We start from the raw sequence: 19,919 nt of genomic DNA, 5'->3' as shown, positions 1-19,919 counted from the left end.
ATTGCCTGTGCGCCGAAGCTGCTGATCGCCGACGAGCCGATCACCGCGCTGGATGTGACGATCCAGAAGCAGATCCTCGATCTTCTGGTGAGCCTGCAGCAGGACAGCGGCATGGGGCTGATCATGATCACCCATGACATGGGTGTTGTCGCGGAGACCGCCGACCGGGTGATCGTCCAGTACAAGGGCTGCAAGATGGAAGAGGCGGACGTCTTGTCCCTGTTTGAAAACCCGCAGCATGCCTACACGAAAGCCCTGCTGTCGGCCTTGCCGGAAAATGCCACGGGCGACCGGCTGCCGACGGTCAGTGACTTCGCAGAAGCAGGAGGGGTCTGATGAGCGACGCTATTTTAAAGGTCCGCGACCTCTACCGCACGTATGACATTTCCGGCGGGATGTTCCGGAAGGCCAGCCAGCTGACCGCGGTCAAGGGCGTCAGCTTCGATGTGGAGCGTGGCTCGACCCTTGCCGTCGTTGGCGAGAGTGGCTGCGGAAAGTCGACGCTGGCGCGCATGCTGACCATGATCGATCCGCAGTCTTCCGGCACCATTGAGGTCGACGGCCTGCCCATCGATATCTCGAAAACCGGGATCTCGAAGGACATGCGCCAGAAGGTGCAGATCGTCTTCCAGAACCCCTACGGGTCGCTGAACCCGCGCCAGAAGATCGGTCACGTTCTGGAGGAGCCGCTACTCCTCAACACGGACATGCCGGGGGCCGAGCGCCGCGACCTGGCGCTGCAGATGCTGGAGAAGGTGGGCCTGCAGCCGGAACATTACGGCCGCTACCCGCATATGTTCTCCGGCGGCCAGCGTCAGCGCATCGCGATTGCCCGCGCCATCATGATGAAGCCGAAACTGCTGGTGCTCGACGAGCCGGTCTCCGCGCTCGACCTCTCCGTCCAGGCGCAGATCCTCAACCTTCTGGCCGATCTTCAGGACGAGATGGGGCTCACCTACGTCTTCATCTCCCACGACCTCTCGGTTGTGCGCTATATCGCCGACAAGGTCATGGTGATGTATTTCGGCGAGGTGGTGGAATACGGCACGCGGGACGAGGTCTTCGAAAACCCGCAGCACGACTACACCAAGACCCTGTTCGCGGCGACCCCGCGGGCCGATGTCGAAAGCATCAAAAAGCGTCTTGCCGCCAAGGCGGCGTAAGCCGGTATCAGCGCTCATTGGTGTTGAGGAAGCCCTGTACCTGATGGTGCAGGGCTTTTTCTGTCGCAGAATACTTTTGATGAAGACAAGCCGACTATCTTTGAGGGTTTTCAAACAGACCATCAAATTGCCATCCCGGTTTGACGCGAAGCTGCAAGACCGGGATCCAGTATTCTCTGCGGCGGTAATCGGACAATGATCAACTCCACGATTACTGGATCCCTGCTTTCGCCGGGATGAGGACCGGTTTGGTAAGGCGCGGCACGACCTGGATTCGCAAAAACTCTAATCCAAAACCACTTGCATAATTCCATATTTCGAGTATTCTCGAATTATGGAAAAAGATGATGCCTTGCATGCTCTGGCGGCTCTCGGCCAGGAAACGCGCCTCGATGTCTTTCGCCTGCTGGTGAAGGCGGGGAAGGGCGGCCTGACGGCAGGAGCGGTTGCCGAAGCGCTTGATGTGCTCCCGAACACCCTGTCGACCCATCTGGCCGCCTTGTCGCGTTCCGGCCTTGTGCGGGCCGAGCGCGACGGGCGCTCGATCTGCTACCGGGCGGATCTTGGCACCATGCAGCATCTGGTCACCTACCTCCTTCAGGACTGCTGCGGCGGCAATCCGGAGCTTTGTGCTCCGATCGCCAGTCTGGCCGGCGGCTGTCTGCCTTCTGGGACACGCTGACACGTAAAACCAACTGGGGTTCCTCTACATGCGTAACGTCTTGTTCGTCTGCACGGCGAATTCGGCCCGCTCTGTCCTCGGCGAAGCCTTGCTTCGTCATATGGGGCAGGGCAGGTTTCAAACCTTCTCGGCAGGCTCGACACCGCGCGGCACGGTCAATCCGGACGCGCTCTCCTGCCTTTTACGCCACGGCTTGCCGGCAGACGGCTTCCGCTCCAAGAGCTGGGAGGAATTCGCAGCCCCCGGCGCATCGCGGATGGATCTCATCGTTACGGTTTGCGACAGCGCTGCCGGGGAAGCTTGTCCCGTGTGGCCCGGCCACCCGCTGGTCGTTCACTGGGGCATTCCGGATCCTGCCTCCGTCGAAGGGGACGAGGCAACCCGCGCGGCCGCCTTCGATCTAGCCTTTGAACGCCTCGAGCGCCGCATCGCGGCGATGCTGGCCCTTGGCGACGATGTCTTTGCTGCAGAAGACGGCAGATCGCAGCTCGTGGCTCTTGGAAATGTTGATGACTGATCGCCGGCGCATGAGCAAAAGCTTGTGCGACCGGCCAACACTTATGTAGGAGATTGAAACGTGGCTTCTGTCGATGAGACGCCGCTCGGCCTGTTCGAGCGCTATCTTTCCCTTTGGGTTGCCTTGTGTATTGCTGCGGGCGTCGCGCTTGGACTGGCCGTCCCCGGCCTGTTTTCCGCAATCGCTGCCCTTGAATACGCCAGTGTGAATCTGGTCGTGGCCGTCTTCATCTGGGTCATGATCTATCCCATGATGGTCAACGTCGACTTCGCTTCCTTGAAGGACGTCGGCAAGAAGCCGAAGGGGCTGTGCATCACGCTTGTGGTCAACTGGCTGATCAAACCCTTCACGATGGCCGCGCTGGGTATCCTGTTCTTCGAGATAATCTTTGCCGGGATCGTCGATCCGCAGGATGCCAAGGAATACATCGCCGGCATGATCCTGCTTGGCGTTGCACCCTGCACGGCCATGGTCTTCGTCTGGAGCCAGCTCGTCAGAGGCGATGCCAACTACACCTTGGTCCAGGTATCCATCAACGATATCGTGATGGTCTTCGCGTTTGCGCCGATTGCCGCGCTGTTGCTGGGCGTGACGGACATCATCGTGCCCTGGGAGACCCTTCTGCTTTCCGTGGTTCTCTACGTGGTTATCCCCCTGGTCGCCGGATACGTGACGCGGCGGTCCCTGGACAATTCGGGAAACCACGAACGCATTTCCCAGTTTACGGCGCGCGTGAAACCCTTTTCGGTTATGGGACTGCTGGCGACCGTCGTGCTCCTCTTCGGGTTCCAGGCGCAGACCATTGTCGAAAAGCCGCTCATCATCGCCCTGATAGCGATCCCGCTACTGGTTCAAAGCTACGGTATTTTCGCGGTAGCCTATGGCTGGGGCTATCTGTGGCGTGTGCCGTTTTCCACCGCTGCTCCGGCAGCCCTGATCGGCACCTCCAATTTCTTCGAGTTGGCGGTTGCCGTTGCCATCAGCCTGTTCGGTCTCAATTCCGGCGCGGCGCTCGCGACCGTGGTCGGTGTTCTGGTCGAGGTGCCGGTCATGCTGTCACTGGTCGCATTCGCAAACCGGACGAGAAGCCGCTTCGCATAGGCCTCGCTGAGCGAATCCTGCTCGGCAGACTTGCATCGACAACAAGGCGAGAAGGTCCGGGGTCATAGCCCAAGGCGCAGATATTGATCTCCGGGCCCTCAAAGCTGCAAGACGACTGATTGCCGACGATACCAAGGTTCGCAAAGGGACTATCGCGAGCCGCCCAGCAAGGTTGTCGCCTGGCGGCGCAGGTAGAGCATCAGGTTCTCCATATGCTCCATGGCGGCATCCTCGTCGCCGGCGGCAATCGCCTGCATGACTTCCAGATGGCTCCAGGTGGCCGGATTGAGGTCGGCCTCGCCGAAATGCCGGTACCAGAAACGCCGGCTCTGGGTTTGCAGTGGGGCCAGTGCCTTGGTGGCGAAGGGATTGCAGGCCGCCTGCGCGACCACCTCGTCAAAGGCCTTGTCGAGACGCAGGTATTCCTTCACATCCGGTACGGAAGCCGCCTCCCGCATCTGTTCGGCGCAGATTTCCAGAGCCTTGCGCTCCTCCTTGCTGGCGAGCCGGGCGGCGGACCCGGCGATCAAACGCTCCAGTGCGTGCCTTGCTTCCAGCACCTTGATGAAATCCGCCGGGTTCATGTCGGCTACAAGAATGCCGAGACGCGGCCGGATGGTGATCAGCCCTTCCCAGCTCAGCCGTTGCAGGGCCTCGCGGATGGGCGTGCGTCCCATCTGGAGCCGTTCGCTCAGGTAGGCTTCCGTAATGGCCTCGCCCGGTTTCAGCTTCAAGGTGACGATGTCTTCTTCCAGTTGCCGGTAGGCCCGGGCGGACTGGCTCTCATTGCTCGTCATCGATTTTGAATTCCCGGTCTGCATTTATCGCCTTATACAAAAGATGGACTATTGATATATCACTCGTAGACAATTAGGAAGAAACATATTGCGGTTATTCGGACCTGGAGCCAGTCGGCCCGGCCGGAACGGGAAAAGGCGGAACAGGCCGGACATGGGCAAGGGACGTGTTCACATCATCGGGGCGGGCATCGTCGGCCTTGCCATTGCAGCCAATCTCGTTCAGCGCGGTTATCAGGTCACGGTGCTCGACCGGGAAGGCCCGGCGGCCGGTGCCAGCCGGGGCAATGCCGCTGGCATCGCCTGGACGGATGTCGCCCCGCTTGCCTCTCCCGGTGTCTGGAAGCAGGCGATCAAGTGGCTGATCGATCCGCTTGGGCCCCTGACGGTCCGGCCCGGCTATGCGCACAAGATCCTGCCGTGGATGCTGCGCTTCCTGGCGGCCTCCAGCCCGAAGAAAGTCGCCAGCAGCACAAAGGCTCTCGTTGAACTCAACGGTTCGGCTCTGCCCGCGTGGGAACGGCTGTGGCGGGCATCGGGTACCCATAACCAGGTGCGCCGCGACGGCTGTCTGGAACTGCTCGACACCACCTCGTCGCTTGCCGAAGCGCGCGAAGCCTGGGCCGAACAGAGAGACTACGGCATCAAGGTGGAAGAGCTGGACGCGGCAGCCATCCGGGACCTTGAGCCGGATCTTTCGGATCGGGTCATCGGCGGTGCGCTGCTCCCGGACTGGGCCCAGGTGGACGATCCAAGGGCCATCTGCCTCTCGATCGCGGACTGGCTGAAGGGGCAGGGTGTCGAATTCGCGGTTGCCGAGATCGCGCGGCTGGAGCCGAAGACCGGCGGGTGCGATCTGGTGCTGAAGGCAGGCGAACGGATCGAGGCCGAGCATCTGGTCATCGCCTGCGGCGCCTGGTCGAAGACGCTGGCCGCCGAGCTCGGCGACAAGGTTCCGCTTGACACGGAGCGTGGCTACAACATCACCATTCCCGAGCCGGGGGTGAGCGTGAACCGCTTCATCATGCTTCCCGGCCATGGCTTCGTGCTTTCGCAGCTCTCCACCGGCCTTCGTGTCGGCGGCGCTGTCGAGTTCGGCGGCCTCAAGCTGCCGCCGAACTGGAAACGGGTCGATGCCATGCTGGCCAAGGCGAAGCTGTTTTATCCGGACCTGAAGACAGACGGCGGCGAACGCTGGATGGGCTACCGCCCATCCATTCCCGACAGCCTGCCGGTCATCTCTCCGGCCTCGCGCCACGACCGCGTCTTCTATGCCTTCGGCCATGCTCATCACGGACTGACGCAGTCCGCGACAACCGGCGAGATGATCGCCGACATGATCGAGGGCAAACGCCCGGCGATAGATCCGGCACCGTTTGCGGTGAACCGGTTCTGATTGCACGGTTCGAAAGGTTTGCGGCGGCCCGGAGGCCGCCGCGAGGGATCAGGGCTTCATGGCCATCTTGACGCTGATCTGTTGCGACAGTTCATGGAAGTACTCTTCCGTCTGTCGGAAGCCATAGGCTTCGTAGAACTTCCGGGCCGGCTTGTTCTCCTTGAACACTTCGACACTGAGCGGGCCTTTTTGGCTGACTGCGTGATCGACGAGGGCCTTGCCGAGGCCTCGGCGGTGGAATGCCGGGTCGAGAAACAGCCCTCCGATATAGGTGTCCAGTAGCGAGATGAAGCCAACCGGGCATCCCTCGATTTCAACGACATAGGTTTGCGCTTTCGGCAGATAGACATCCCGGATGGCGGTTGCCGCCATGTCGTGGAAATCGTCGCCCAGAAAGGGATGCGCGTATTCGCTTGCCTTGCGCCAGATGCGAAGGATCCGGTCAGCGTCCCGGCTGACATAGGGTCTGATCATTGGTGATACACTTGTCCTGTACCGGTCATGGGGACATGACCGGTTGAATTCTCAATTGAGGTTCGGCAAAGGCTGCCCGGTGGGGAAGCGCTATTGCGAATGGTGCCCTGGGGCACCCATGGGTCAGGACATAAAATCTCCGAGGTCTATCCGGAACTGATAGCACGGGCGGCCCGTGACCGGAACCCGTTCGGGTGCATGCTGACGCATGTAAGGAGGAGCAATGACAGATGTTCTATCCGGGAGCGTCTTCACACATGCGGCATGGGTGAGTGGCCTTCTTCCCGGTAGATCTTGTCGAGGCGCAGCGTGACCAGAGCGAAGACAACCCAGCTGGTGTGGAAGAACACGCCCGCCAGCATGACGATCCAGCCCGGGATCGGACCGATGGCGGCGCGCGAGAAGGCCTCGGCCAGATCGGTTAGCGGGACCGGGTGAATGGCGATCTTGCCATAGTAGGCAACCGCCTGGATCGCGAGGATCCAGGAATAATTGCTGCGCAGCCGCCGGCCGGCCGCCCGGATCAGGCTGATGTGGTAATGCGGCATCTCGTAGTCGTCGGACAGCATCCGGCTCCAGTCATCGTTCCAGGGCACTTTCTTGCCCCTGAGCAGCGGTGCGTAGAGATCGCTTTCCAGCAGCCGGGCGCGGGCGCGGAAGAGATTGTAATAGCGGTAGCGCCGGGCCTCGAAGATCAGGAAGACGGTGACCAGCAGCCCCACCAGAACCATCGGCAGCGGCGAGGCATCCTTGTTGGAAAAGGTGGCCGAAAGGGCAATGCCGGTGGTCACAACGGCCCAGTTGGTCGTGTTGTCCAGCCGCGTGCGCCAATGGGTGCTGCGGAACACCTCGGCCCGGTAAAGATGGGCCAGGGCGCCGAGCGTTCCGGACTCGATGTCCTGTTTCGGCCAGTCTTTTTCGGTGTCGTCCTCCGGCATCTTCCAGCCCCCGAGCGAGTGTTCCTTTAGGGAATCTTAGGGCAATAGACTTGCATTGCCAGAGTGTTGTGCCTCTCTTACTTGTATGAACGGCCAGCGGGGTGCAATTCAGGCACGCTTTCCGGATCGCCGAAGGACCGGACTTGTAGCCGGGGCAAGAAGTGCCGGTTGTACCGCTTCCACCAGATCCTAAATACGAGAAACGTCTTGGTGGTGTCTTGGTTGAACTCGGCTTCTTCCCGATGCTCTCAAGGGAACAGCGGATTTGGTTCTGGTGGGACGGCGAAGAGATGAAGTGCGTGGCACTCAGAGTTCTGGTGTTGAGCCTGCTCGTTTTGGGAACGGCGGCAATCGGCAGCAACGCGCATGCGTCAAGCTGTTGGCGACCGAGCCCGGCGGAACACATTGACAGGATGCCAATCGTATTCTTTGGCAAGGTAATCAAGGCGCCCAGAGGCCCAGCTGACGGGAAGGTGCAAATTGCAGAATTCAGGGTGCAGCGTGCCTACAAGGGGGTAACCGGCGATACGGTCACCATCGGATTTCTTAATGATCACGGTGGAAATCGAGGGTGGGGCTTTGATCGTGGAAGCTCTATGCTGGTTTTTGCCGAGAGCTCAAACCCCTATCTGGAGCTGGAAGTCAAAGCTGACGGATATGCCTATTTCTGTTCCATGATACCCTATTTCGGACGCACTGCCTTGCATCCGGAATACTGGGATATTTTGGCTCTCATGAAGCCTTGATCCATCCGGCGTAAAGATGCTCCCGGCTTTGAGCCGGGAGCGATCGCTTTGGCATTACTTCCGCTTCTTGTTCATCGCCGCTGCCAGGGCTGCGGCCATGGCGTTGTTGCCGCCGTCGCCTGAGGATTTCGGCGCACCGCCACCACGGGGGGCATTGCCACCGGGACCACGCCCTCCCGGACCCTTGCCGCCGGGACCCCGTCCACCGGGGCCTCTGCCGCCCGGACCACCCCGGTCCTGGCCGGCCCGCTCGCGCTGGCCCTGGTAGTCGGCCTGGGATTTCATGGTCATGGAAATGCGTTTGCGCGGCACATCCACCTCAAGGATGGTCACCTTGACGATGTCGCCCGCCTTGACCACCTGATGCGGGTCGTCGACGAAGCGGTCGGCGAGCTGCGAGACGTGAACCAGCCCGTCCTGATGCACGCCGACATCGACGAAGGCGCCGAAGTTGGTGACGTTGGTGACCGTGCCTTCCAGCTTCATGCCGGGCTTCAGGTCGGAAATTTCCTCAACACCTTCCTGCAAGGAGGCCGTCTTGAATTCCGGGCGCGGGTCGCGGCCAGGCTTTTCCAGTTCGCTGAAAATGTCCTTCACGGTCGGCAGGCCGAATTTCTCGTCGGTGAACTCCGCCGGGTCGAGACCCTTCAGGAGAGAACTGTCACCCATGATCTGGCGCACGTCCCGACCGCAGGCCTTCACGATACGTTTTGCCAGCGGATAGGCTTCCGGGTGAACCGAGGAGGCGTCCAGCGGTTCCTTGCCCTCGTTGATGCGCAGGAACCCGGCGCAGAGTTCAAAGGCCTTGGCTCCGAGACGCGGCACTTCCTTGAGCTGCGAACGGCTGTCGAAGCGGCCGATGCTGTCGCGGTGTTCCACCACGGCTCTTGCCAGGCTATCGGAGAGACCGGAGATGCGCGACAGCAGGGCGGGCGAAGCGGTGTTGAGATCGACACCAACCGCATTCACCGCATCTTCCACCACGGCATCGAGGGCACGGGCGAGCTTTGTCTGGTTGACGTCGTGCTGGTACTGGCCGACGCCGATGGACTTCGGCTCGATCTTGACCAGTTCCGCCAACGGGTCTTGCAGGCGGCGGGCAATGGAGGCGGCGCCGCGAAGGGAAACGTCGACGTCCGGCATTTCCTTCGCCGCCAGTTCCGAGGCGGAATAGACCGAGGCGCCCGCCTCGTTGACGATGACCTTCACCGGACGCTGCGCGGCCGGAATATCTGCCAGCACATCGCCCGCCAGCTTGTCGGTTTCCCGGCTCGCAGTGCCGTTGCCGATGGCGATCAGGCCCACCTTGTGTTTGGCGATCAGCGCCAGCAGGGCGGCCCTGGAACCGGAAATGTCATTGCGCGGCTGGAACGGATAGATGGTGGCCGTGTCGACCAGCTTGCCGGTCTCGTCCACCACGGCGACCTTGACCCCGGTGCGGATGCCCGGGTCAAGGCCGAGCGTCGATTTTGAACCGGCGGGAGCAGCCAGCAGCAGGTCCTTGAGGTTCTTCGCAAACACCTGGATCGCTTCTTCTTCGGCCTTGTCGCGCAGCACGCCCATCAGGTCGAGTTCCAGGTGCAGGGCCAGCTTCACCTTCCAGGCAAAACGGGCGGCTTCCATCAGCCATTTGTCCGCCGGGCGGCCACGGTCCGCGATAGCGTAGGTGTCGGCCACCATCCGCACGGCGGGCGCGACCGGGGAAACATCGTCGGCGTCAACGGTCAGGTCGACGGCCAGAACGCCTTCGTTGCGGCCCCGGAAGAGGGCGAGCGCGCGGTGGCTCGGGATCTTCGACCATTTTTCGGAGTAATCGAAATAGTCGGCGAATTTGGCGCCCTTTTCCGCCATGCCGTCGATCAATTTGGACTGGACCACGCCGCGCTCCTCGACGTGGCGGCGCAGGCGGCCGACCAGCTCCGCGTTTTCGGCAAAGCGTTCCATCAGGATCTGGCGGGCGCCGTCCAGCACCGCCTTGGTGTCGGCAAACCCCTTGCCTTCGTCCACGAATGCCGCGGCAGATGCCTCCGGATCTTTCGACGGGTCGCCGAGCAGAAGATCGGCCAGCGGCTCCAGTCCGGCTTCGCGGGCAATCTGGGCCTTGGTGCGGCGCTTTTTCTTGAAGGGCAGGTAGATGTCTTCCAGCTGCGACTTGGTCTCGGCGGCCTGGATGGAGGCCTGCAGGTCGCCGGTCAGCTTGCCCTGTTCCTCGATGGATTTGGTGATGGCAACCCGGCGGTCTTCCATCTCGCGCAAGTAAATCAACCGCTCTTCCAGTTTGCGCAGCTGAGTGTCATCAAGACCGCCAGTCGCCTCTTTCCGGTAGCGGGCAATGAACGGCACCGTCGAGCCTTCGTCCAGAAGCTGAACAGCCGAATTCACCTGACCGGCCTTGCATCCGATTTCATCGGCGATCCGGTGGGCAATGCGCAGGGCGGTGTCGGCGGAAAGTACCGCCTTCGCGGAAGAGGAATTGGGGGCGGTATCGGTGGCGCGTTCCATTGACGAGACGACTTTCGGTGGTGAAAAGGGTCGCTGAAGATAATCTGCCCGAATGGGGCGGAAAAGGGACCGGCCTGCTCCGTCCACTGGCATTTTCTGCCAACCGGATGCGTCAGGCCGCACCCGCTTTTATCGTAAATGCGAGCCGGATGAAAATCTAATCCTGAACGGGAGAGAAATTGACTACGCAGTCTTTAGTTGATTGTGGAATTTTTTGAGTAAATCGTCGCAGATTTGGAATTTTAATATTCTGATTGTATCAATCCCCCGGAAAATTTCTTATGATTAGTTACGCTGACCAGAACAGTCAGGCCCGCCGATGGCGAGCGTCCGGTCCCGGAGGGGCTGAGAGACAGTGGTTCGTGGGAAGGAGTGCTGAGCGATGGCACGCGGAAGACCGAGAAAGATCGAGGCAAGGGACGCACTCCATTCGGTCATGATCGCTTTCTGGAAAAACGGCTATGCCGCCACCTCGATGAACGATCTGGCGGAGGTCTCCGGTATGGCCAAGCCCGGGCTTTATGCCGCGTTCGGCGACAAGGAAGCCTTGTTCGAGAAAGCCCTGCTTCACTACTTCGAAACCTACGGCATACCGGTGTTTGCAAAGCTGGCCGCGGCCAAAAAACACGTCGTAGACGATTTTCGCGATATCCTAGGCGCCGTTGCCGAGCTGACCACCGACCGGAGCACGCCGGCGGGCTGCTTCCTGATCAACGCACTGGTCGATTGCGCCTATGGAACCGAGCGGCACCAGGAAGTTGTCGTCGGTCTGCGAGAGTCCCGCATCAGTGCCTTCAGGGACCGTTTCCTCAAGGCCATCGCGGCCGGAGAGATACCGGACACCGCCGACGTCGACCGCGCGGCGACCTTTATCGAAGGCCAGTTCGCGGCGATCGCCATTCTCGGGCGAGGCGGTTCCGGACACGCCGATCTCAGAACGTTCATCGAAACCGGGCTTCGTGCGCTGCCGGTCCGAAACGCGGAAAGGGCGTTCGAAGAGGGGACGTTTTCAAGCCCTATCGTACGACAGTGATCCGTTCCGCCGCCCGCGTCACGGCGGTATAGAGCCAGCGGCTCTTGTGTTCCCGGAAAGCCCAGCTTTCATCGAACAGCACGACGCTGTCCCACTGCGAGCCCTGGGCCTTGTGCACCGTCAGTGCATAGCCGTAGTCGAATTCGTCGGCCTTGCGGCGGATGGCATAGGGAATGCTCTCCGCGCCGTCCTCGAACATGGCCGGCAGCACCTTCACCTTCACGGCCGCCTTGCCGATCTCGTCTTCGGAGATCACATCGAACCTCAGCGTATTGCCGCGCGGCTGGCGCAGGCGCTTGACGGTCCACAGGCCGCCGTTCAGCAACCCCTTGGTCTTGTCGTTCCTCAGGCACACCAGCTTGTCGCCGACCGCAGGCATCGGCGTGGTGAAGTCCTTCAGTTCGCGAATGCGGCCGTTGTAAAGCCGGCGCGTCTTGTTGGTGCCCACCAGCACCTGGTCGGCAGCCAGGATCTGGTCCTTGTCGATCTCGCGCCGGTGGATCACCCGGCTTTCGCCGAACTCCCCGTAATCCAGCGAACCGCCGTCGCGGATGGTCATCGACATGCGCACGATCGGGTTGTCCTGCGCCTGCCGGTGAACCTCCGTCAGCATCACGTCCGGTTCGGCTTCGGTGAAATAGCCGCCGCCCTTGACGGGGGGGAGCTGCGCCGGGTCTCCCAGGACCAGGACCGGCGTGCCGAAGGACAGGAGATCCTTGCCGAGTTCCTCGTCGACCATGGAGCACTCGTCGATCACGATCAGCTTGGCGGTCGCCGCCGCGCTGTCCCGCTTGATGGCAAACTGCGGTCCCGCATCTTCCTCGTCGTCGTCCAGGTCTTCTTCTTCCTTGGCCGAACGCGGGCGGTAGATCAGGGAATGGATCGTGCCGGCGTCCTCACAGCCCTTCTGGCGCAGCACATGCGCCGCCTTGCCGGTAAAGGCGCCGAAGCAGACATCGCCGTCGATGTCTTCAGCCAGGTGCCGGGCAAGCGTGGTCTTGCCGGTTCCGGCATAGCCGAACAGGCGGAACACCTGCCGGTCGCCCCGCTTCAGCCAGGCGGCGGCTTCCTTCAGGGCTTCATCTTGCTGCGGGGACCAGGCCAAGGATGCGTTCCTACTATTTCCAGACCCGGTTGCTTACCCTGATTTGCCCTTTCCAGCCAAGACCAAATGGAGAACATTTGTGCCGTCCAGTTTTTCATGAGGTCTCTCAACTGGTTGCCCAGTGTTACCCCGAGGTTGGGAAACCATCTAACCCCCCGACCTCCTCCTGAAGAAGCGCGAGCGCTGTCTCGAAGGATGGACCGCTTGTTCCGGAGCTTGCCGCCCATCTTTCGGGACGGGCTTTCGCCCTCCTCAGGATGAGGCTGTGAGTGTGGCGCGTGTCCCGAATTCAGTCCTGTTGACCTTCGCCACTCACCCAAGCACCGAGAAGGAGCTCTCTTTCGTCAGCTCGCGCTTTCTGGAGAAGGTGGCGGTGTTGAGCGTATGGCCGACATGCTCAAGCCTGAACTGCAGCGGATTGTCGTCGTGGTCATTCCCGCTTTCGCAGTAGTCAATCAGCTCCGACATCAGCCGGCCCGCGACGGGCGCGTTCTTGAACTGGTTGCCGCTGGTGCCGATTGCAAGATAATAGCCGTCGACATCGCTGCGGTCGTAGATCGGCAACCAGTCGTCGGTGGCATCGTAAAGATCGGCGACACCAACCGGATGCTGGGAGACGCCAAGCTCCGGCAGGCGCTGGGAGTAGCGGTAGGCGTAGGTGAGCGCCCGGTCGGTGAGATCCATGGAAAAATCGTCGGGGTTCTCTTCAATGTGCGGATCGCAGGCAGGGTTCTGGCTGCCGATCATCAGCTGGCCGCCGCTGCCCGGCTTGACATAAACCGCAATGTCGTTGTCGGAGACGATCAGGCCTTCCCGGGAATAGTTCAGCCGCTCGGGCGGGGCAATCTGGACCACCTCCTGGCGCAGGGGACGGTGGCCGATCTTCAGGCCCGGGTCGCCTTCCAGCAGCGCATTCACCTTGCCGGAATGCGGGCCGCCGACATTGATGACGATCCCGGCCCGCAGGAAGTCGCCGTTTTCGCACAGAACGCCGGTGACGCGGTTGTTTTCGACCGGGATTCGGACGACTTTCGTCTTGAAGCGGAACTGTGCTCCGAGGCGCGCGGCCGCGTCCTTCAAATTGCGCGCGGCGACCTGAGGATCGTCAACATATCCGCCCGACGGGAAAAAGACGCCGCCCTGGAGTTCGCCGCCGGTCGGCATGCCGAAGTCGTCGTCTTCCATGGTCTTTGCCGGGGCAAAACATTCCAGATTGTAGCCGGGAAGGCGTTCGCGGATCTGCTCCGCCGTCCAGTGCTCATAGGCGATCCCGAGCGCGTCCGCGTGTTCCAGAACCTGTTTCTGGTGGTTGTCGGCCACCGTCTTCATCACCAGCGTACCGGTCTCGATGAACCGGGCCAGTTCGCTCTCGTCCTCGGCGCCGAGATAAGCCCTCCAGTTCTTCCAGTCGTGATAGCCCTCCAGCGCCATCGCCGTACCGTCGCGCGTGGAATAATAGGTCCGGATGACGGCGGCGGAACTGGAGGTGGAGCCGTAGCCCGCCGCCGGCAGCCGGTCGACATTCAGCGTCCTGTAGCCCTTTTTCGCCAGACCATAGGCGACCGCGCAGCCGATGACCCCGGCGCCGATGATGATGGCGTCGAAGTGTGCTTCCGATTCGTCCGAGGCGGTCATTGCGGTCCTTTCCGTTGCTGTTTGCCTCTCAGAACAGTGGACCAGCCGTGATTTGTCCAGAACCGAAACCGCCAATCGGTGTTCAGAAACGGCCAGTATTTTGCGTGAAAAGGTGAATTTTGCGATGAAATATCAGCAATTGTTTTGAAAAATAAACATATATTAGAATATTTTAAAGTTTGCTGAATTTGTTCCAAAGTCTCCAGTTGAATTCACGAAGGCCGGTCAACATAGTGACCTGAGTAACGGCGTTTTTTTGCCGAAATTTCAAACATTTGGAGAAACGAGTGTCACGCGCAAGATTTTGCGAATGGTCGACGCTGGCGCTGATACTGGCCACGTCGGCAGCCTGGATGCTGTTGATCGGTTTTTATGAAAGCCTGGGCGCCTTCATCGTCTGCCCGCTTGCCGCTGTGCTAGTGACCCTGCAATCGTCGCTGCAGCATGAGGTCCTGCACGGGCACCCGACGCGCAGCCCCGCCGTCAACGAAGCACTTGTCTATTGCGTGCTCGGCCTTGCCATTCCCTACCGCCGCTTCAAGTCCCTGCACTTGAGGCATCACAACAACGACCGGCTGACCGATCCCTATGACGATCCGGAAAGCTTCTATCTGGCCTGGCGGGAGTGGGAAAACCTGCCGCGTTTCCTGCAGGCCGTTCTGACCTTCAACAACACGCTCATCGGACGTCTGCTGATCGGGCCCGCCGTGTCTCTGGTCGGCTTCTACGGCTCCGAAATCCGGATGCTGCGCGCGGGCAACAAGGTCGTTCTACGGGCCTGGCTGCATCACCTTGCAGGCATCGTTCCGGTCATTGGCTTTGTGGTATTCGTTGGCGGCATGCCGCTCTGGCTCTATGCTGTGGCCGTTGCCTACCCGGGGATGAGTCTCTTGATGCTGCGCACCTATGCCGAACACCGTGCCCACGAAAACGCCGAGGCGCGCTCCATCGTGGTCGAGTTCTGCCCGGTGTTTTCATTGCTCTTCCTGAACAACAATCTTCATGTGGTGCACCATGCCCACCCGAGGGCGCCCTGGTACCGGCTTCCGGGCCTTTACAAGTCTGCCCGGGAAGACTGGCAGCAGCGTAACGAAGGGTATGTTTTTTCAAGCTATTTCGCCCTGGCAAAACAGTATCTGTTCCGCGTGAAGGAGCCCGTCCCGCATCCGCTCAAGCACCGGACCGTGGAGGACGCTGTCTCTTGACGGGCCGCGGTACCTTCCGGGTCCGGCTGTCGATGTACGACTGGCCTGAGGTTCATGACGTGACGCGGGACCTTGAGGCTGCGCTGCAGGCCGCGCTCACGGATGCGCTCGGTCTTGACCCGGCGGAGGCTCGCGCCTGGCCGGAGGAAGGCGATCTCGTCGCGGCCTGGTGCCATCCGGACGTGCTGTTGACGCAAACCTGCGGCTATCCGCTCACCCATGCACTGAAGGACCGGGTCAGGCTCATCGGCGCTCCACATTATGCGGCACCGGGCTGCGACGGGCCAAACTACTGCAGCCAGATCGTTGTCCGACAGGACAGCGGGATTGAGAAGCTGGAAGACCTGCGCGGCCGGCGGGCCGCCTTCAACGGCCTCGACAGCCAGTCCGGCATGAATGCCTTCCGCCATTCGGTTGCGCCGCTCGCCGGCGGGCAACCGTACTTCTCTCAGGTGATCTGCAGCGGCGGGCACCTCAATTCCCTGCGGGCTGTCGCGGAGGACAAGGCGGACGTTGCCTGCATCGACGCGGTCTGCTGGAACCTTGCCTGCCGGGAGATCCCGGATCTGGCGGCCCGGCTGACGCCGATTGCACGAACCGCCTCCGTACCGGTCCTGCCTTTCATCACCTCGCTCCGGTTCTCGGATGGCGAGGCGGATCTGATCGCCGACACGGTTGCTGCGGTCCTCACCACGCCGGCGACGGAAGAGTGCCGCACCCGCCTGGGCATTCGCGGCTTTTCCCGGCTGACAGTCGATGACTACGCCGGGATCCTCGAGATGGAGAGGCAGGCGGAGGCGCTCGGTTATCCCGTTCTGGCCTGATTACTCCTCCTGAAATCGACAGAACTCCGGGGTCTCTCATGGCAATTCAAAAATGTCAGCAAGGCTGACCTGTCATTAACCATAACCTGTAATTTCAGGGACTAAGCGGCGGAAGCGCTGGCGGAAGGGTTAACGAACAGTTACGATTCTTGGTAACTGATTTGTTAACAGGAAGACGCGTCATGAAAACGGTCTGCAAATCCCTGCTGGCAGCGACCAGCCTTTCTTTGCTGCTTGGAACTGCCGCTTATGCGGAAAGCGGCACGCTCCGCATTGTGAATGAAGAGCCCTACGGGGCGGTTGTGACCAAGGAAGCCGGCGTACTGGTGTTCCGCGGCCTGCCGCCGACCCGCAAGGTCATCGTCAACCCGGGTGGCAAGACGCCTCTGGAGCTGAAACAGACCGAGGTCCACAATACCAATGTGACGATCTTGTCGGATCAGACGGATTACGCCCGGCTGCTCGGCGCGAAGATCATCCGCCTGAAGTAAACCTCGTCTGCAGGCAACGTCTTGAAGCGCCGGCTTCCGTAACGCCTGTTCAATGGCAAGAGTTCAGCTTTCTCCCTCTTCCCCTTGTGAGGGAAGATTTATGACAAATGGCGAGGCGCTGCCGCAAACCTCGTCGTCACCCCGGGCAAGCGAAGCGCAGACCCGGGATGACGCTTGTGGTTGCCGTCTCGGCAAAAGCATTCGGCTATGGCGCCGTTAAACCGCTCCCCACAGCAGCCTCTCGTCAAAGGGGTAGCTGCTGAGGCGCTCAAAGCCGGTGTCGGTGATGAGAAGCTGTTCCTCCAGCTTGACGCCTTCGTGGCCACCGTGCCGGCCGACATAGCTTTCCACGCAGACCACCATGCCCGGTTCCAGCAAGCCGTCGTAACCGCCGCTCTCCCAGTCCGCCGGATAGGGCACGGCAGGATATTCGTCGCACAGGCCCACGCCGTGAAAGAGCACGGAATAGCGGTTGGCGAGATAGTCCTCCGGCAGGCTTGTGCCTTCATGGGAAAGCTCGAAGAACGTCCGTCCCGGCTTCAGCATCGAGATATTCGCCTCGATCTGGTCGACGGCCATCTGATAGAGCGAGCGTTGCTCGTTGGTGGGCAGTCCGTCACCGCACAGCCACGTGCGGGAAATATCGCAGCACATGCCGTAGGGGCCGACCAGGTCCGTGTCGAAGGCAACCAGTTCGCCTGCCTGGATCACTCGTGAGGAAGCCTCCTGGAACCACGGATTGGTGCGCGGGCCCGATGAAAGCAGATGGGTTTCGATCCATTCTCCGCCGCGGCGGATATTGCCGGCATGAAGTAGCGACCAGAGATCCCACTCCGTCATTCCGGGCGTGAGCGCGTCTTCCATTTCACGCATGGCCGCTTCGCACGCGGCGATCGATCGCCGCATGGCCTTTATCTCGTCCGGGCATTTGATCGCCCGCGCCAGTTCCATCACCTCCTCGCCGTCATGGATGACAAGCCCGTGGGCTTCCAGCGCCGCAACGCCTTCGCGGCGGGCCTTGTCGAGCGCGATCCGGTTGTTGCCGCCGCCGTGGGTCCGGACCAGGTCGGCGAGTTCCGCCGCCCATTTGATCGCCAGTTCCTGCGAGCGAGGTCCGGCCTCGAAATAGAACCAGGGCACGCCATGACGGACTTCGTCGACCAGGCCATTGTGAGCGGACAGATGCTCGCAATTGTGAAAATCGAAGGCGACAACCGGCCCGTCCAGAGCCACGAAGGTGTAGCGGACCGCATTGTGGGTGGACCAGATCTGCATGTTGGTGGCGTCGGTCGCATAACGCACGTTCAGCGGATCGCACAGGATCGCGGCTCCGAGATCGAACCGTCCAAGCTGGGCGCGGATGCGCTCCAGCCGGTAGGCGCGGACAGCCTCCAGATCGGGCGCAGTCAGGCCGAGCGCCGCCCATTCGCCTTCCGCTAGCTCGCCATAACCCAGCATGTGGCGATTCAGCGCCGAAGCCTTTTCCAGGGAATAGGCGGCAAGGGCTTCAGGCCTGGCTTGCTCGCCGGGATGTACGGGAAGAACCGCCGGCATGATCTTGCGCCGGTGGCGGCCGAAATGTTCCGTATTCATGTATTGCCCACACTCCTGAAAACCGTGGACGGCGGCCGGACATCCGGCCTGTTACATCCGCATGCGTTCCGCCTTCGGATCGAACGGCGGGTCCTTCAGGATCGTCGCCTTGCGGCGTTCGCCCAGGATCTCGATTTCAAAGGCACCCTCGCCGAGGTCTCCGGCGAGATTTGCCGGTACATAGCCCTGTGCCAGGGATTTTTCGACGAAGTGCGCGTAGCCGCCGGAGGTGATCCAGCCGACGACCTTGCCATCGTGCCAGATGGGTTCGTCGCCCATGACGTCGGCATCCGACGCATCGACGGCAAATGCGACACGCAGGCGTTCCGGCCCTTCATTGAATTCCTTCTGCGCGGCTTCCTTGCCGATGAAATTCTCCTTGGAGAGTTTCACGAAGCGGCCGAGGTCTGCCTCATAGGGGCCGTAGATCGGGCGGAACTCGCGGAACCAGGTGCCGAAGTTTTTCTCCAGCCTGAGGCAAAGCAGGGCACGCATGCCGAAATTTCGGATGTCGAATTCGGCGCCCGCTGCCATCAGCGCCTCATAGACCTGGCGCTCGTATTCCGGCGCCATCCAGATCTCGTAACCGAGATCGCCGGTATAGGTGATGCGGTTGACCTTGCAGGGCGCGTTGGCGACGTCCATCTCGCGAAAATCCATGAAACGGAAGGCTTCGTTCGAAACGTCCTCGCCGGTGAGTTTTTCCAGCACCTTGCGGGAATTCGGCCCTGCGATGGATAAGCCGACCCAGCCGAGGTTGAGCGCCCGTATCGTTACCGAACCGTCCTGCGGCAGATGCTTTTCGAACCAGCGCATGTGATAGACCTCGGCCTGGGACGAGCCCCACATGTAGAACTTGTTTTCTGAGACCCGGGCGATGGTGAAGTCGCCGATCAGCTTGCCTCTCTCGTTCAGCATCGGCGTCAGCACGATGCGGCCCACCTTCGGCATGGTGTTGGTCATGAGGTAGGACAGAAAACCTTCCGCGCCCGGACCGGTGATTTCATACTTGGCGAAATTGGCGGTCTCGGTGATGCCGACGCTCGTACGCACCGCGAGGCATTCGGCGCCGATATGCTCAAAGTCGTTGGAGCGGTGGAAGGAAACAACGTCCTTTGCCTCGACACCGTCCGGCGCGAACCAGAGCGGGGTCTCCAGGCCCCAGCTGTCGCCCATGACGGCCCCTTGCGCCAGCATCCGGTCGTAGAGCGGCGTGGTCTGGTGGGGACGTCCGGCAGGCAGTTCCTCGTTCGGGAAGCGGATACGAAAGCGGCGGCGGTAATTCTCCTTTACCTTGGCATTGGTGTAGGACAGCGTCGCCCAGTCGCCGTAGCGGGAGATATCCATGCCCCAGATGTCATAGCCCGGGTCGCCGCTCACCATCCAGTTGGCCAGCGTCAGGCCGACGCCGCCGCCCTGGCTGAAGCCGGCCATGACGCCGCAGGCGACCCAGTAGTTTCTGAGGCCCCGCACCGGCCCGACCAGCGGGTTGCCGTCGGGGGCAAAGGTGAAGGGGCCGTTGATGATCTGCTTGATGCCGGCGTTCTGCAGGGCCGGGAAATGCTCGAAACCGACTTCCAGTTCCGGCGCGATCCGGTCGAGATCGGGTGCCAGCAGCTCACGGCCGAAATCCCAGGGCGTCTGTCGCGGGCTCCAGGGGCGGCAGTTCTGCTCATAGGTACCGAGCAGCATGCCCTTGCCTTCCTGGCGGGTGTAG

At 61.3% G+C, this 19,919-nt stretch carries 18 protein-coding genes and 1 pseudogene; 11 read left to right on the top strand and 8 right to left on the bottom strand.

Going from position 1 to position 19,919, the window contains the following annotated elements:
* From ACQY7U_RS05530 to arsB, 5 genes and pseudogenes are all read left to right on the top strand, one after another.
* Positions 1-336, top strand: a pseudogene (locus ACQY7U_RS05530) (nickel import ATP-binding protein NikD); the annotation flags it as partial.
* On the top strand, positions 336-1,163 hold the full coding sequence (locus ACQY7U_RS05525; protein ID WP_428642755.1) for a dipeptide ABC transporter ATP-binding protein: 828 nt from the start codon (positions 336-338) through the stop codon (positions 1,161-1,163). The pseudogene ACQY7U_RS05530 and the gene ACQY7U_RS05525, both read left to right, overlap by 1 nt.
* A 334-nt stretch (positions 1,164-1,497) precedes the next feature.
* Positions 1,498-1,845, top strand: coding sequence for an ArsR/SmtB family transcription factor (locus ACQY7U_RS05520; protein WP_428642753.1), 348 nt, complete (start codon positions 1,498-1,500; stop codon positions 1,843-1,845).
* A gap of 28 nt (positions 1,846-1,873) precedes the next feature.
* Entirely contained in the window at positions 1,874-2,362 is a 489-nt protein-coding gene (locus ACQY7U_RS05515) for an arsenate reductase ArsC (protein WP_428642752.1), read from the top strand.
* 60 nt (positions 2,363-2,422) lie between these two features.
* Entirely contained in the window at positions 2,423-3,463 is a 1,041-nt protein-coding gene (gene arsB / locus ACQY7U_RS05510) for an ACR3 family arsenite efflux transporter (RefSeq protein ID WP_428642751.1), read from the top strand.
* A gap of 149 nt (positions 3,464-3,612) precedes the next feature.
* Here the strand turns inward: arsB and ACQY7U_RS05505 are convergent, their stop codons facing one another.
* A complete protein-coding gene (locus ACQY7U_RS05505) occupies positions 3,613-4,260 on the bottom strand; it encodes a GntR family transcriptional regulator (RefSeq protein ID WP_428642750.1) in 648 nt (215 codons plus the stop codon).
* 154 nt (positions 4,261-4,414) lie between these two features.
* Here ACQY7U_RS05505 and ACQY7U_RS05500 point away from each other — a divergent pair, with 154 nt between their 5' ends.
* Positions 4,415-5,656, top strand: coding sequence for an NAD(P)/FAD-dependent oxidoreductase (locus ACQY7U_RS05500; RefSeq protein ID WP_428642749.1), 1,242 nt, complete (start codon positions 4,415-4,417; stop codon positions 5,654-5,656).
* Between the two features lie 48 nt (positions 5,657-5,704).
* Here the strand turns inward: ACQY7U_RS05500 and ACQY7U_RS05495 are convergent, their stop codons facing one another.
* Positions 5,705-6,130 carry a GNAT family N-acetyltransferase gene (locus tag ACQY7U_RS05495; protein ID WP_428642748.1) on the bottom strand — a complete coding sequence of 142 codons (426 nt, stop codon included), beginning with the start codon at positions 6,128-6,130 and terminating at the stop codon, positions 5,705-5,707.
* A 251-nt stretch (positions 6,131-6,381) separates the two neighbouring features.
* Positions 6,382-7,068: a DUF2270 domain-containing protein gene (locus ACQY7U_RS05490; RefSeq protein ID WP_428642747.1), complete on the bottom strand. Its 687-nt coding sequence runs from the start codon at positions 7,066-7,068 to the stop codon at positions 6,382-6,384.
* Positions 7,069-7,229: 161 nt separating this feature from the next.
* Between ACQY7U_RS05490 and ACQY7U_RS05485 the strand changes: the two genes are divergently transcribed.
* Positions 7,230-7,814 carry a hypothetical protein gene (locus ACQY7U_RS05485; protein WP_428642745.1) on the top strand — a complete coding sequence of 195 codons (585 nt, stop codon included), beginning with the start codon at positions 7,230-7,232 and terminating at the stop codon, positions 7,812-7,814.
* Positions 7,815-7,868: 54 nt separating this feature from the next.
* On the opposite strand, the gene ACQY7U_RS05480 is transcribed toward ACQY7U_RS05485, so the two are convergent.
* Complete coding sequence (locus ACQY7U_RS05480) at positions 7,869-10,316, bottom strand: Tex family protein (protein WP_428642744.1); 2,448 nt, start codon at positions 10,314-10,316, stop codon at positions 7,869-7,871.
* A 382-nt stretch (positions 10,317-10,698) separates the two neighbouring features.
* On the opposite strand from ACQY7U_RS05480, the gene ACQY7U_RS05475 reads away from it, so the two are divergent.
* Positions 10,699-11,349, top strand: a complete 651-nt coding sequence (locus tag ACQY7U_RS05475) for a TetR/AcrR family transcriptional regulator (RefSeq protein ID WP_428642743.1) — start codon at positions 10,699-10,701, stop codon at positions 11,347-11,349.
* Here ACQY7U_RS05475 and ACQY7U_RS05470 read toward each other — a convergent pair.
* Complete coding sequence (locus ACQY7U_RS05470) at positions 11,333-12,454, bottom strand: ATP-dependent DNA helicase (protein WP_428642742.1); 1,122 nt, start codon at positions 12,452-12,454, stop codon at positions 11,333-11,335. The two genes, ACQY7U_RS05475 and ACQY7U_RS05470, sit on opposite strands and share 17 nt — an antisense overlap.
* Positions 12,455-12,766: 312 nt before the next feature.
* Positions 12,767-14,089 carry an NAD(P)/FAD-dependent oxidoreductase gene (locus ACQY7U_RS05465; protein WP_428642741.1) on the bottom strand — a complete coding sequence of 441 codons (1,323 nt, stop codon included), beginning with the start codon at positions 14,087-14,089 and terminating at the stop codon, positions 12,767-12,769.
* Positions 14,090-14,376: 287 nt separating this feature from the next.
* Here ACQY7U_RS05465 and ACQY7U_RS05460 point away from each other — a divergent pair, with 287 nt between their 5' ends.
* The 3 genes from ACQY7U_RS05460 to ACQY7U_RS05450 all read left to right on the top strand — a co-directional run bounded on the left by ACQY7U_RS05460 (position 14,377) and on the right by ACQY7U_RS05450 (position 16,609).
* Positions 14,377-15,294 carry a fatty acid desaturase gene (locus ACQY7U_RS05460; protein WP_428642739.1) on the top strand — a complete coding sequence of 306 codons (918 nt, stop codon included), beginning with the start codon at positions 14,377-14,379 and terminating at the stop codon, positions 15,292-15,294.
* Positions 15,291-16,118 (top strand): phosphate/phosphite/phosphonate ABC transporter substrate-binding protein, encoded by an 828-nt coding sequence (locus ACQY7U_RS05455; RefSeq protein ID WP_428642738.1) that lies wholly within the window; start codon positions 15,291-15,293, stop codon positions 16,116-16,118. Before ACQY7U_RS05460 ends, ACQY7U_RS05455 begins: the two co-directional genes overlap by 4 nt.
* A gap of 182 nt (positions 16,119-16,300) precedes the next feature.
* Positions 16,301-16,609: a hypothetical protein gene (locus tag ACQY7U_RS05450; RefSeq protein ID WP_428642736.1), complete on the top strand. Its 309-nt coding sequence runs from the start codon at positions 16,301-16,303 to the stop codon at positions 16,607-16,609.
* A 216-nt stretch (positions 16,610-16,825) separates the two neighbouring features.
* On the opposite strand, the gene ACQY7U_RS05445 is transcribed toward ACQY7U_RS05450, so the two are convergent.
* Positions 16,826-18,202 (bottom strand): M24 family metallopeptidase, encoded by a 1,377-nt coding sequence (locus tag ACQY7U_RS05445; RefSeq protein ID WP_428642735.1) that lies wholly within the window; start codon positions 18,200-18,202, stop codon positions 16,826-16,828.
* Between the two features lie 51 nt (positions 18,203-18,253).
* A partial coding sequence (locus ACQY7U_RS05440) for a GcvT family protein (RefSeq protein ID WP_428642734.1) occupies positions 18,254-19,919 on the bottom strand: 1,666 nt, incomplete at its 5' end.

The sequence above is a fragment of the Roseibium sp. genome (assembly GCF_050301095.1).
Taxonomy (GTDB): domain Bacteria; phylum Pseudomonadota; class Alphaproteobacteria; order Rhizobiales; family Stappiaceae; genus Roseibium.
The sequence above is the reverse complement of the archived record's forward strand: the minus strand, read 5'-3'. Positions and strand labels throughout refer to the sequence as shown.

Bases quoted from the DNA above. Each gene is read 5' to 3' on its own strand.
- ACQY7U_RS05515 (WP_428642752.1), top strand. From the start codon at position 1,874: ATGCGTAACGTCTTGTTCGTCTGCACGGCGAATTCGGCCCGCTCTGTC.
- ACQY7U_RS05500 (WP_428642749.1), top strand. From the start codon at position 4,415: ATGGGCAAGGGACGTGTTCACATCATCGGGGCGGGCATCGTCGGCCTT.
- ACQY7U_RS05465 (WP_428642741.1), bottom strand. From the start codon at position 14,089: ATGACCGCCTCGGACGAATCGGAAGCACACTTCGACGCCATCATCATC.
- ACQY7U_RS05520 (WP_428642753.1), top strand. From the start codon at position 1,498: ATGGAAAAAGATGATGCCTTGCATGCTCTGGCGGCTCTCGGCCAGGAA.
- ACQY7U_RS05475 (WP_428642743.1), top strand. From the start codon at position 10,699: ATGGCACGCGGAAGACCGAGAAAGATCGAGGCAAGGGACGCACTCCAT.
- ACQY7U_RS05490 (WP_428642747.1), bottom strand. From the start codon at position 7,068: ATGCCGGAGGACGACACCGAAAAAGACTGGCCGAAACAGGACATCGAG.
- ACQY7U_RS05505 (WP_428642750.1), bottom strand. From the start codon at position 4,260: ATGACGAGCAATGAGAGCCAGTCCGCCCGGGCCTACCGGCAACTGGAA.
- ACQY7U_RS05480 (WP_428642744.1), bottom strand. From the start codon at position 10,316: ATGGAACGCGCCACCGATACCGCCCCCAATTCCTCTTCCGCGAAGGCG.
- ACQY7U_RS05445 (WP_428642735.1), bottom strand. From the start codon at position 18,202: ATGAATACGGAACATTTCGGCCGCCACCGGCGCAAGATCATGCCGGCG.
- ACQY7U_RS05495 (WP_428642748.1), bottom strand. From the start codon at position 6,130: ATGATCAGACCCTATGTCAGCCGGGACGCTGACCGGATCCTTCGCATC.
- ACQY7U_RS05525 (WP_428642755.1), top strand. From the start codon at position 336: ATGAGCGACGCTATTTTAAAGGTCCGCGACCTCTACCGCACGTATGAC.
- ACQY7U_RS05450 (WP_428642736.1), top strand. From the start codon at position 16,301: ATGAAAACGGTCTGCAAATCCCTGCTGGCAGCGACCAGCCTTTCTTTG.